Source organism: Pseudomonas helleri, assembly GCF_001043025.1.
GTDB classification, from domain to species: domain Bacteria; phylum Pseudomonadota; class Gammaproteobacteria; order Pseudomonadales; family Pseudomonadaceae; genus Aquipseudomonas; species Aquipseudomonas helleri.
This window is the reverse complement of sequence record NZ_JYLD01000017.1, coordinates 96,616-109,839: the sequence shown is the minus strand read 5'-3', so window position 1 is coordinate 109,839 and position 13,224 is coordinate 96,616. Positions and strand designations below refer to the sequence as shown.

Sequence of the window (13,224 nt, the reverse complement as noted above, 5' to 3'; positions counted from 1 at the left end):
TTCTTGACGACCATAGAGCATTGGAACCACCTGATCCCATCCCGAACTCAGTAGTGAAACGATGCATCGCCGATGGTAGTGTGGGGTTTCCCCATGTGAGAGTAGGTCATCGTCAAGATTAAATTCCGAAATCCCTGTCTGCTAACGCAGACAGGGATTTTGTTTTTGTGCTCAAAAAACACTGAGCATCACCCCGCAACAAACAATCGATAAACCCAGCGAAACCCCAACTGGAACGGGACACCCCCACCCAGGCCCCCACGCTCTTGCAGCTTGCAGCTTGCAGCTTGCAGCTTGCAGCTTGCAGCTTGCAATGCGCCAATTCCCCCGAGCAATGTTAAGGTTCGCCTTTGGATTTTGCTTTCTCCTAAGGATGCCGTCATGCCGGTTACTACGTCTCTCAATGCAGGTTTTATGGTGGTCCACGGTAACCGCCTTGATGAGTTACGCAGCCTGGTAGTGAGCTGGATGCGCCTCTACCCCTTGGCGCCTCTGGAGAACGAAATTGCTCTGGTGCAGAGCAACGGTATCGCCCAATGGCTAAAGCTGGCTCTGGCTGAAGATGCTCAAGATGATGATCTGGGCGGCTGCGGTATTGCGGCGGCAGTAGACGTGCAACTGCCCGGCAGTTTCATGTGGCAGTTGTATCGGATGGTATTAGGCAGCGAGGAAATCCCCGCCAAATCGCTGCTCGATAAAGCGCCCCTGACGTGGCGTCTGATGCGCTTGCTCCCGGCCCTTATTGATCAGCCGCACTTCGAGCCCTTACAGCGCTTTCTGACCCACGACACCGATCTGCGTAAACGCTATCAACTGTCAGAACGCCTGGCCGATCTGTTCGACCAATATCAGGTTTATCGCGCAGACTGGCTGGAAGACTGGGCCGCCGGTCGCCATCAATTACGCAATGCTCGAGGTGAAAGCCCAGCCTTAAGCCCTGCCAACTGCTGGCAAGCCGAACTATGGCGAGCCTTGCTGCTCGACGTTGGCGAGGAAGGCATGTCGCAAAGCCGTGCCGGGGTTCACCAACGTTTTATCGAGAAGATAAACAGCCTCGAACAAGCACCGCCCGGCCTGCCTGCACGGGTGATCGTTTTCGGTATTTCGTCACTGCCCGCTCAAGCGCTGGAAGCCTTGGCAGGGCTCGCACGTTTTAGCCAAGTCCTGTTGTGTGTGCACAATCCTTGTCGCCACCATTGGTCTGACATCGTTGCGGACAAAGATCTGCTACGCCATCAGTACAAACGCCAAGCACGCAAAGCCGGGATGCCCACAGCGCTGGATCTCGACATCCTGCACCAACACGCGCATCCACTGCTTGCTGCGTGGGGTAAACAAGGTCGCGACTACATCAACTTGCTCGATAGCTACGACGATCCCAACAGCTATCGCAGTGCGTTTCGTGATGGCCGCATCGACCTGTTCAGTGAAGTCGAGCCACGCAACCTGCTCAATCAATTGCAAGACGACATTCTTGAGTTGCGCCCCCTTAACGAAACCCGTGAACTGTGGCCCGCTGTCGATTTAGAAACAGATCACTCCATCCGCTTTCACATTGCCCACAGTGCGCAACGAGAAGTCGAGATCCTTCACGACCAGTTGCTCAAGCGATTTAGCGACAACCCGGACCTGCAACCGCGCGATGTGATCGTGATGGTGCCGGACATCGACAGCTACGCTCCGCATATCCGCGCCGTGTTTGGTCAGATCGAGCGCGACGACCGTCGCTTCATCCCCTACACCCTGGCCGACCAAGGTCAGCGCGGCCGTGACCCGCTGCTGATTGCCATTGAGCACCTGCTCAAATTGCCTGACAGCCGTTTCCCAGTCAGCGAAATTCTTGACCTGCTGGACGTTCCGGCCTTGCGAGCCCGCTTCAACGTGCAAGAGCGTGATTTACCGACGTTGCACCGTTGGATAGAAGGCGCAGGTATTCGCTGGGGGCTCAATGCACAGCAGCGTGCAGGTCTCGGCTTGCCGACAGGCCTGGAGCAAAACAGTTGGCGGTTCGGCTTGCGCCGCATGCTGCTGGGTTATGCCGTCGGCAGTGGTGAAGCGTGTGATGGTATTGAGCCTTACGATGAAATCGGCGGCCTGGATGCGGTATTGATCGGCCCGTTGGTGGCCCTGCTTGATGCTCTGGAAATCGCCCACCAAGAACTGTCGCAACCGGCATTACCGCAGCAATGGGGCGAGCGCCTGCAAGCGTTGATGCAGTTGTTCTTCCTGGCCGAAACCGAGCACGACGACTACTTGCTGGCCCAGCTCGAGGAGCTGCGTGAGACCTGGCTCGAAACCTGTGAACTGGTTGGCCTGCAAGACGAGTTACCGTTAACCGTGGTACGTGAAGCTTGGTTGGCGGGCCTTGACCAAGGCAAGTTGTCTCAGCGCTTTCTCGCCGGGGCCGTCAACTTTTGCACCCTCATGCCGATGCGTGCGATCCCATTCAAACTCGTCTGCCTGCTCGGCATGAATGATGGTGACTACCCACGTGCGCAGCCGCCGCTGGACTTCGACTTGATGGGCAGTGACTACCGCCCGGGCGATCGTTCCCGCCGTGAGGATGACCGCTACCTACTGCTTGAGGCGCTGTTGTCTGCCCGCGAGCAGCTTTATATCAGTTGGGTAGGGCGCAGTATTCGCGACAACAGCGAGCGTCCGGCCTGCGTTTTGATTGGCCAATTGCGCGATCACCTTGCCAGTGGCTGGCACCTTCAAGCGGGCCATGACCTGCTTGAGGCCATGACTCAAGAGCACCCGCTGCAGCCCTTCAGCACGCGCTACTTTCACGAAGGTTATCCGCGTCTGTTCAGCTATGCCCGTGAGTGGCAACAACTGCACGAACCACAGACTGCACCGGCGCTGCCCGGAACACTCGCGGCCCACGCGCAGGAAGAGCCTTTAAACCTCACTCAGTTGCAGGACTTCTTGCGAAACCCTGTGCGCCACTTCTTTAGTCAGCGTCTGAAAGTCTTCTTTGAAGCGGCTGAAGTGCCGCTGGAAGATGAAGAACCTTTCGTGCTCGACGCGCTGCAGCGTTACACCCTCAGCGACAGCCTTCTTGAAGCGGCCCTCGCTCAGCCAGATCAGCCGGAACAGGCTTTAGAGCACCGCGCCCGACGTCTGCAAGGCAGCGGATTGTTACCGATGGCAGGCTTCGGAGAGTGCCTGCAACACGAACTGATTGAGCCACTCCCCGATGTTTTGCAGCGCTATCAACAGCTTCTGGCTTTGTGGCCAACGCCGCTCAATAGCGCACTGCCAGTGAGTTTTGAAGGTCACGGGCTGATGCTGGAAGGATGGCTGAGCAATCTGCATCAACGCAGTGACAACGGCCTACTGTCCATCACCACGATTCCTAACAGCATTGGGGCGATTAAAACGCGCAAATGGCATCGTCTGACGCGCTCATGGGTCAATCACTTGGTGGCCTGCGCCAGTGGCCTGGACATGTCCACTGCCCTGGTTGCCAGTGATGACACCTTGCTGCTCGCCCCGCTAACCCCCGACCAGGCCCGCGATATTCTGGGTAATTTACTCATGGCCTGGAAGGTCGGCATGGGCCGTCCGCTGCCGGTTGCAGTAAAAACGGCGTTCGCCTGGCTGGCCCAAAGCGATCCGGCCAAGGCCGATGCCGCCGCGCAAAAAGCCTACGAAGGTGACGGTCAAACCAGCGACGGCGAGCGCCGTGAAAGTGCAGCACTGGCGCGCCAGTTCCCCGATTACGCCGCATTGATGGCCGACGGTGAATTTGAAGACTGGTGCGATGCACTCTATCGCCCACTCTTTGATGCGCCTTGGCGCTCATTAAACAGCGAGGAGTCCCGCTAATGAGCGAGCAAAAAGTACCTTTAGCGTTGGCTTTTCCCCTACGTGGCAGCCAACTGATCGAAGCCAGCGCCGGGACCGGCAAAACCTTCACCATTTCGGCCCTCTACCTGCGCCTGATCTTGGGCCATGGCGGCGCCGAGACCGGGTTTGGCCGTGAGTTATTGCCCCCGCAAATTTTGGTAGTGACCTTCACCGACGCCGCCACCAAAGAACTGCGTGATCGCATCCGCACTCGGCTCGCTGAAGCGGCGCGGTTCTTCCGTGACGAAATCAAGGCCCCGGATGCGCTGGTTGAACAACTGCGCGACGAGTTCCCGCCTGAGCAGTGGGCCGCCTGTGCTGGCCGCCTCGACATCGCCGCGCAATGGATGGATGAAGCTGCCGTTTCAACGATCCACAGTTGGTGCCAACGCATGCTGCGCGAGCACGCCTTCGACAGTGGCAGCCTGTTCACCCAAACCCTCGAAACCGACCATAGCGATTTGCTCGGCGAAGTGCTGCGCGATTACTGGCGACTGTTCTGCTACCCCATGCACGGTGACGCGCTGAACTGGGTACGAGCTAACTGGGGCGGCCCTGGCGCTTTAATGCCACGTGTTCGCGCCTTGTTTGGCAGCTCTCGTCCTAGTGCAAATGCAGAACAAACCCCGGCTGAGATCATTGAAGCCTGCTTGCAAGAGCGTCGTCAGGCGCTGTCACAGCTCAAAATCCCGTGGTTGCAATGGGCTCAAGAGCTACGCGATATCTGCCTGCAAGGCGTGGCCGCCAAAGCCGTTGATGGTCGGAAAATGCAAGCGCGTTACTTCGAACCCTGGTTTGAAAAGCTCAGCGCGTGGGCGTCTGACGAGTCCCAAGAGCAACTTGATCTGGGCACCGGCTTTACCCGCCTGACACCAGACGGCATGGCCGAAGCCTGGAAGGGCGAACCCCCTCATCACCCTGGGCTGGACGCCATGGCAGGGCTGAAAACAGCGCTGGATGCATTGCCCAGCCCTGATGCTGCCGTGCTGGAGCACGCAGCCCGCTGGGTGAGCGCACGCTTTGAAGCAGAAAAGCGCCGCCGTGCCGAGATGGGGTTTGATGACATGCTGCTCAGGCTGGATGCCGCACTGCAGGCTGAGGCCGGTGAGCGATTGGCGACCTTGATCCGCGAGCAATTCCCTGTCGCGTTGATCGATGAGTTCCAGGACACCGACCCGGTGCAGTACCGCATCTTCGAAACGATCTACCGCATCGAAGACAACACCCCGGAAACGGGCTTGTTCCTCATCGGCGACCCCAAACAGGCGATTTATGCCTTCCGTGGCGCGGATATCTACACCTACTTGCGCGCCCGTCAGGCCACCAGTGGCCGGCTGCATACGCTGGACACCAACTTTCGCTCCAGTCATGCCATGGTCGAAGCGGTCAACCTGGTCTTTGAGCGGGCCGAGCAGCGAGACACCGGGCGCGGCGCTTTTTTGTTCCGTGACGGCGCTGAAAACCCGGTGCCTTTTGCTCCGGTTAAATCCTCGGGGCGCAAAGACACGTTGCAACTGGATGGCCAGCCCATCACGCCTTTAACATTTTGGCAATTGCCATCCGAGCAGCCTGTCTCGGGCGTCGTGTATCGCCAGCAACTAGCGGCGGTGTGTGCCAGCCAAATTGTCGAGTTGCTCAATGGTGGGCAACAAGGTCGCTGTGGCTTTGCCAAAGAAGGCCAGCCTTTAAAAGGTCTGTTGCCCGCTGACATTGCCATTCTGGTCCGCGACGGTAAGGAAGCTCAGGCCGTACGGCGAGAATTATCAGCACGGGGTGTACGCAGCGTTTACCTGTCGGATAAGGATTCGGTCTACGCCGCGCAAGAAGCCCACGATGTCTTGGCCTGGCTCAAAGCCTGCGCCGAGCCGGACGTTGAGCGCCCGCTACGCGCCGCTCTGGCCTGCATCACCCTGGGCTTGCCGCTGATCGAGCTCGAACGCCTGAACCAGGACGAACTGGCCTGGGAGCGGCGCGTCATGCAGTTCCGTGGCTACCGCGAAACCTGGCGCAAGCAGGGTGTACTCGCCATGTTGCGCCGCCTGTTGCATGACTTTGAATTACCTCAGGCCTTGATCGCCCGCCCGGACGGTGAGCGCGTGCTGACCAACCTGTTGCACCTGTCGGAACTGTTGCAACAAGCCGCTGCGGAACTGGATGGCGAGCAAGCATTGATCCGGCACTTGGCCGAACACTTGGCCTTGTCCGGGCAAGCGGGCGAAGAACAAATCCTGCGCCTTGAAAGCGATGAGCAGTTGGTCAAAGTGGTGACCATCCACAAATCTAAAGGTCTGCAATACCCCTTGGTATTTTTGCCGTTTATCTGCTCGACCAAACCTGTGGATGGCAGCCGTTTACCGCTGCATTACCACGATGCGCAGGGCAACGCTCACGTCAGCCTGAAGCCGACGCCCGAGCTGATCACTCAAGCGGATGACGAGCGTCTGGCCGAAGACCTACGCTTGCTTTACGTGGCGCTGACGCGTGCCGAGTATGCTTGCTGGCTGGGCGTTGCCGATCTTAAACGCGGCAACAACAATCGTTCGGTCCTGCACCTTTCAGCTTTGGGCTACCTGCTGGGCGGTGGTGCGCTGTTGGCCGAGTCCACGGCGTTGGAACGCTGGCTGGCGGACTTGCAGCAAGACTGCACGGCGATCCAGTACGGCCCCGTTCCAGCCGTCAATGATGACCGTTTTTACCCACCGCTCAATCAGGCCACCTTGCTCAAACCGTTGGTGCCGACCCGTCGTGCGGCAGAAAACTGGTGGATTGCGTCCTACAGCGCATTGCGCATTAGTGACAGCCTCAGCCCTGCCGAAGCCCCTGACAGCGCCCTGGCGCAAAAACTCTCGGACGATGAAAGACTGGACCCGGACGCACCGCGTGATGTGTTACTCAGCGGTGGCGATATCCACCGATTCCCGCGTGGGCCGAATCCCGGGACCTTCCTCCACGGCTTGCTGGAGTGGGCGGGCAGTGAAGGCTTCAACGCCGATGCCGACACCGTCAAAGACGCCGTAGCCCGGCGCTGTAACCGACGCGGCTGGCAAGGCTGGATCGACACCCTGAGCGACTGGTTGCAGCATCTGCAGCATGAGCCGTTGCGTCTGAATAACGGCCAGCCTGCTGTGGTACTGAGTGAACTGAACCAGTATCAAATCGAAATGGAATTCTGGTTCGCCAGCCACAAAGTTGATGTCCTGCAACTGGACCAGCTCGTACGTGAACACACCCACGGCGGCGCGGCGCGAGCGGCTGCTGAGCCGAGCCTGCTCAATGGCATGTTCAAAGGGTTTATCGACCTGACATTCGAACACGAAGGCCGGTACTACGTGGCGGACTACAAATCCAATTGGCTGGGTGCTGACGATTCGGCCTATACCGAACAGGCAATGAACACCTCGATTCTGGACAACCGTTACGACCTGCAATACGTTTTGTACCTGCTGGCCCTGCACCGTCAACTCAAGGCCCGCCTGGCGGATTACGACTATGACCAGCACATGGGCGGCGCGTTGTACCTGTTCTTGCGTGGCACGCGCTCGCAAAGCCAGGGGGTGTTTTTTGCCCGGCCGCCTAAACAATTGATCGAAAGCCTGGACTTGCTGTTCCAGGGCAAACCGCAGCTCAAACCCGCTGAACCGGCGTGGGAACAGGGAGTGTTGTTATGAGTCGTTCGTTTGCCGAACTGTTGCCCACGCCATTAACGGCCGAAAGTCTGGCCGAGCTCCAGCCTTTGAAACACGCCTCCGATTTGCTGCTGTTGCTTGAGCGTTGGGTTGAGCGCGGCTGGCTGCGCGCACTGGACAAAGCCTTTGTTGCGTTTGTGCATGAACGCGACCCGCAGGGCGACCCATTGGTGTTGTTGGCCGCGGCCCTGACCAGTCACCAACTGGGCCACGGCCACGTCTGCCTCGACCTGTTTGAAACCCTTAAACAACCGGACTTCGCACTGTCATTGCCGCCCGAAGGTGACCCGCAAACCGGTGCCATGTTGTTGCCCTCGCAACTGCTTGAGGCGCTGGATGGCAATACTTGGTGCAAAGCCCTACAGAACAGCGCGTTGGTTGAGCAGGCGGGCGAGCCATCGGCCGACTCGTCGAGCCGCCCTTTGGTGCTCTGCGAACGCCGCCTGTACCTGCGCCGCTATTGGGCCTATGAGCGACGAATCGACAGCGCATTGCGCCAGCGTCTTTCATCTTCCGAACCCACGCCGGCCGATTTGCCTGCGCGGCTGAACGGGCTTTTCGGTGCTGCGCAGGGCAATGCGCCGATTGACTGGCAAAAACTGGCCTGCGCGTTGGCCACACGCGGTGCCTTCAGCATCGTCACAGGCGGCCCGGGTACCGGCAAAACCACCACTGTGGTGCGTTTACTGGCGCTGCTCCAGGCACCGGCGGTTGAAGCGGGCGCTCCCTTGCGAATTCGCCTGGCAGCGCCCACGGGCAAAGCGGCTGCGCGCTTGACCGAATCCATCAGCCTGCAAGTTAAATCGTTGGAAGTGGACGACAAGGTTCGGCAAAAAATCCCCAGTGATGTCACCACCGTTCACCGCTTGCTGGGCAGCCGCCCCGGTACGCGGCATTTTCGGCATCACGCTGGCAATCGCCTGCCGCTGGACGTTTTGGTCGTCGATGAAGCCTCGATGATCGACCTCGAAATGATGGCCAACCTGTTGGACGCATTGCCCGAACATGCCCGGCTGGTGCTGCTGGGTGACAAAGACCAATTGGCCTCGGTCGAGGCGGGTGCGGTATTGGGCGATTTGTGCCGCGATGCCGAAGCGGGCTGGTACACCCCGCACACCCGTGAGTGGCTGGAGCGCGTCAGCGGTGAAAACCTTGCCGCCAGCGGCTTGCAACAAGACCTCGACGGCACCCACCCGCTGGCTCAGCAGGTGGTCATGCTGCGCCATTCACGGCGCTTCGGTGAAGGCAGCGGCATCGGCCAACTGTCGCGCCGGGTCAACCAGCAACTGGCGCAAGAAGCTCGGGCGCTGTTGACGGCGGGTACCTACCCCGACCTCTTTGCCTTGGCGCTCAAGGGCGAGCAAGACCGGGCCTTCGAGCGTCTGGCGCTGGAGGGCCGAGGGGCAGAGGCCAAAGGCTATCGGCATTACCTTGAAGTCCTTCGCCATCAGCGTCCGCTCGCGGCGGCGGGCCTTGAAGACCCCTGCTGGGCCGCGTGGGCCGGCAAAGTGCTGGAAGCCTTCGAAGCGTTTCAGGTGCTGTGCGCCGTGCGTAAAGGGCCGTGGGGTGTTGAAGGCCTGAACGAGCGAATTACCCGAGCCTTGTTCGCTCGCAAGCTGATTGACAGCGACCAGCATTGGTACGAGGGGCGGCCGGTGCTGATGACCCGTAACGACTACGGCCTGGGGCTGATGAACGGCGACATTGGTATTGCCCTCAAACTGCCCGAGCAGGACGGCCAGAGCCAACGCCACGTCTTGCGCGTGGCCTTTGCGCGCAATGACGGGCAGGGCGGCATCCGCTTTGTGCTGCCAAGCCGTCTGAATGATGTGGAAACCGTGTACGCCATGACCGTGCACAAATCCCAAGGCTCTGAGTTTTCGCACACCGCGCTGGTACTCCCCGAAGCGCTTAACCCCGTGCTGACCAAAGAGCTGATCTACACCGGGATCACCCGTGCCAAACACTGGTTCAGCCTGGTTGAACCTCGTGCCGGGGTCTTCGAAGAGGCTGTGCAGCGCAAGGTCAAACGCCTGAGTGGCCTGATGTTGGGCTTGGGGTGAGCGCCCTGAAAAGGGACGAACTGAGCCGGCAATAAGGCGACCGGTATCACAGCCCCTAGACGGGCTGTGGTATCGTTTCGACATTATTCTTGGAATGAATACAGAGATTTCCTGCATGGATGTGGCTGTCTCATCGACAGAGCAGCGTTTTGGAGGGTGGCTGCGATGCCTTTCTCTTTGCCTGTTGCTGTTCAGCACTCCCTGCCTGGCCCAACATGACGCTTCCGTTAATCTGGCGGATCAGCGCGCCAAGGCTGTGACCCAAGTGGTGCTCGGCATCCTCAGTTATGCGCGTTGGCCTGCCGAGCCCGCCCAGTTGGAACTGTGCGTGATCGGTCCTACCGAATTCACCGACGACTTACTCAAAGGTACGACTCAATCCAGCGGCAGGCCGGTGCATGTCACTCGTTTGCTGGCGAACAATCCGGCAATTGCCACCGCCTGTCACTCCGTCTATCTGGGCAAATTAAGCACAGAAGAGCGCACCTACGTGTTCGACATCCTGGCTGGCCAAGCCGTGCTGAGCATCAGTGAAGAGGTTAGCCAGTGCACGGTCGGCAGTTTGTTTTGCCTGAACGTGCGCGATGATCAAGTAGCGTTTGAAGTGAACCTCGACTCGGTTGCCCGCAGCGGCGTGCGTATTCACCCCAGCGTGTTGCAACTGTCACGCCGTCGGGTCGAACAGCCATGAGCCTGATCAAGCGTTCTCGTAACCGTCGCAGGTTGCGCTCGGTGTTGCGTCGTGGGCATTTGAGCGTGGCCTTGGTCGCCGTGGTGCTGGCCAGCCTTTCATTGACGCTGTTGGGCATCCTTGCGCTTAAGGTGTACGCCGATCACAACCTGCATTTGATTGCGCGGGCCATCAACTACACCGTCGAGGCCGCCGTGGTGTTTGATGACAAAACGGCTGCGTCCGAAGCGCTGGCCATGATCGCGTCCACCGAAGCCGTGGCCGAAGCCAAAATCTACAACGTCGAGGGTGAGTTGCTGGCCTACTGGCGCCGTCCGGAAAGCGGCTTTCTGTCGCGGGTCGAAATGCTCTTGGCCAATGGTTTGCTCGAACAGCCGATTAGCGTGCCGATTGAGCATCAGGGCAAGCAGGTAGGGGCGGTTATCGTCAGCGGGCACGGTGCCAATGTGTTGCGCTTTTTGCTCAGCGGATTGTTTGGCGTCATCGTCTGTACCGCACTCAGCGCCTGGAGTGCGCTGTACTTGTCGCGGCGCTTGCTCAATGGCATCACCGGGCCTTTGCACAAACTGGCTGAAGTGGCCCACGCTGCACGCAGTGAACGAGCTTTCAACCGCCGCGTGCCCTCTGCGCAGATTGCTGAAATGGACAGCCTGGGCAATGACTTCAATGCATTGCTGGACGAGTTGGAGTCTTGGCAAAGCCACCTGAAAAGCGAAAATCAGGCGCTGGCGCATAAGGCCAGCCATGACTCGCTCACCAATCTGCCCAATCGCGCCTACTTTGCTGCGCGGCTGGCGCGAACCCTGCGCTCGACCAACCCGGCCAACGATAAAGTCGCCGTGCTGTTTCTCGACAGCGACCGCTTCAAAAACATCAATGACACCTACGGCCATGCCGCCGGTGATGCCGTCCTGGTCGCCGTGGCCACCCGCGTGCGCGCGCAATTGCGCGAAGACGACGTGGTCGCGCGTTTTGGCGGTGACGAATTCGCCATCCTCCTGGCGCCGCTGTATCACGTTGAAGACGCCCAGCGCATCGCCGACAAGATTATTGCCAGCATGCAGGAGCCGGTCGAGTTGCCCGGTCACATCAGCATCGTGACCTCGCTCAGCATCGGCATCGCCGTTTATCCCGAACACGGTGCAACCCCGGACTTGCTGCTCTGCGCAGCGGATGCGGCGATGTACCAAGCCAAACGCCTCGCCCGGGGCGGACAACATCTTGCCGAGTCGGAGTACTCGCCAACCCCGCTATTACCAGGAGCTTAACCCCCATGCATACAGTCACTCGTCGCTACCAACAACTGTTCGGCGTTGTCTGGTTAATGGCCGTGCTGGTCTTGACCGGCTGCCAGACCGCCGCCCCGCAAAAAGGCCTGAGTGCCGCGCAGATCGCCGTGTTGAAGGAACAAGGTTTCCAACTGACCGACGAAGGCTGGGCGTTTGACCTGTCGGGCAAGGTGCTGTTTGGCAGTGACCTGGATGCCCTCAACCCGCAAAGCCAGCAAGTCGTTGAGCGCATTGGCCGTGCTTTGCTGGGCGCCGACATCCCGCGCGTGCGGGTAGACGGGCACACTGACTCTTCGGGGCAAGAGTCCTACAACCAACAACTGTCAGTGCGCCGTGCCAGCAGCGTGGTCAAGGCACTGACCAAAGTCGGCATGCAGCCTGAAAACATCCAGACCCGTGGATTGGGCAGCAGCGCCCCCGTGGCCTCCAACAAAACTCGCGCCGGACGCACCGAAAACCGCCGCGTCTCGATCATCGTCATTGCCGACTAGCCCCCCGTTGGAACACCCGTCTACGACAGCAACAGGCCACCGATAATCGACAGCATCCCCCAATCGGTTCCCTCTCCTTCGGGAGAGGGCTAGGGTGAGGGAGGGCTTTTAAATCAAGAGCCAGTCAAGACTCCGCAAATCTCAACGCCCGCGTCTCCCCAAGCAGCAGCGGCGCATTCAGCTCCGTCACGTTGCGGATGTAATCCCACAGCAGCGTGATCCGTTTCAACTTGCGCAGATCCTCCCGGCAGTACATCCAGAACTGCCGTGTCAGGTTGATTTCATCGGGCAGCACCGGCAATAAACGCGGGTCTTGCGCCGCCAGAAAGCACGGCAAAATCGCCAGCGAGCGCCCTTGCTGCGCCGCCACGTACTGCGCGATCACGCTGGTGCTGCGCAAGTTAGCGCTGGCGCCAGGCAGTACGTTGGCCAGGTACAGCAACTCGGAACTGAATGCCAGATCGTCGACGTAGCTGATAAACGGATGCTCGGCCAAGTCGGCAGCCCGGCGAATGGGCGGGTGCTGGTCCAGGTAGTCCTGGGTGGCGTACAACTGCAAACGGTAGTCGCACAGTTTGCAGCACACATAAGGCCCGTGTTCCGGGCGCTCCAGCGCAATCACGATATCCGCCTCACGCTTGGACAGGCTGATGAAGTGCGGCAGCGGCAGGATATCCACCGAGATGGCCGGGTAGGTATCGACAAAATGGCTGAGTTGCGGGGTGATGAAAAAGCTCCCGAAACCCTCGGTGCAGCCCATGCGCACGTGCCCCGATAACGCCACGCCAGAGCCGGACACTTGCTCGCAGGCCATGTGCAGCGTGCTTTCAATAGACTCGGCATAACCCAGCAAACGCTGGCCTTCGCTGGTCAGCGTAAAGCCATTGGTGCGCGACTTTTCGAACAGCAACGTGCCCAGGGCGGCTTCCAGCGAGCTGATGCGCCGTGACACCGTCGTGTAGTCCACGGCCAGGCGCTTGGCCGCGCTGCTGGCCTTGCGGGTTCGGGCTACCTCGAGAAAAAACTTCAGGTCGTCCCAGTTCAATGCGCTTAACGATGTGATGTTTTTTTGCATGTTTGACCGGCTTTTATGTGCGTTCTTATTAGAAGAACGCACACCTATACTCCAAAAACAGTCCTGCGACCAATCTG

7 protein-coding genes and 1 rRNA gene are annotated in these 13,224 nt (G+C 59.4%); 7 read left to right on the top strand and 1 reads right to left on the bottom strand.

Annotation, left to right across the window (positions count from 1 at the left end; all coding sequences use genetic code 11):
- The first annotated feature begins 2 nt into the window (after nt 1-2).
- The 7 genes from rrf to TU84_RS22240 all read left to right on the top strand — a co-directional run bounded on the left by rrf (nt 3) and on the right by TU84_RS22240 (nt 12,072).
- A 5S ribosomal RNA gene (gene rrf, locus TU84_RS22270) occupies nt 3-118 on the top strand.
- 263 nt (nt 119-381) lie between these two features.
- A complete protein-coding gene (recC, locus tag TU84_RS22265; RefSeq protein WP_048373015.1) occupies nt 382-3,831 on the top strand; it encodes an exodeoxyribonuclease V subunit gamma in 3,450 nt (1,149 codons plus the stop codon).
- Entirely contained in the window at nt 3,831-7,520 is a 3,690-nt protein-coding gene (gene recB / locus TU84_RS22260) for an exodeoxyribonuclease V subunit beta (protein WP_048373013.1), read from the top strand. Before recC ends, recB begins: the two co-directional genes overlap by 1 nt.
- Complete coding sequence (recD, locus tag TU84_RS22255) at nt 7,517-9,601, top strand: exodeoxyribonuclease V subunit alpha (protein ID WP_048373011.1); 2,085 nt, start codon at nt 7,517-7,519, stop codon at nt 9,599-9,601. The genes recB and recD overlap by 4 nt, the downstream gene beginning before the upstream one ends.
- Before the next feature lie 115 nt (nt 9,602-9,716).
- Nucleotides 9,717-10,292: a YfiR family protein gene (locus tag TU84_RS22250; RefSeq protein WP_048373008.1), complete on the top strand. Its 576-nt coding sequence runs from the start codon at nt 9,717-9,719 to the stop codon at nt 10,290-10,292.
- Nucleotides 10,289-11,560: a diguanylate cyclase domain-containing protein gene (locus TU84_RS22245; RefSeq protein WP_048373006.1), complete on the top strand. Its 1,272-nt coding sequence runs from the start codon at nt 10,289-10,291 to the stop codon at nt 11,558-11,560. Before TU84_RS22250 ends, TU84_RS22245 begins: the two co-directional genes overlap by 4 nt.
- Before the next feature lie 5 nt (nt 11,561-11,565).
- A complete protein-coding gene (locus TU84_RS22240; RefSeq protein ID WP_048373004.1) occupies nt 11,566-12,072 on the top strand; it encodes an OmpA family protein in 507 nt (168 codons plus the stop codon).
- Nucleotides 12,073-12,196: 124 nt separating this feature from the next.
- Here the strand turns inward: TU84_RS22240 and TU84_RS22235 are convergent, their stop codons facing one another.
- A complete protein-coding gene (locus TU84_RS22235; RefSeq protein WP_048373003.1) occupies nt 12,197-13,147 on the bottom strand; it encodes a LysR family transcriptional regulator in 951 nt (316 codons plus the stop codon).
- Between the last annotated feature and the right edge of the window lie 77 nt (nt 13,148-13,224).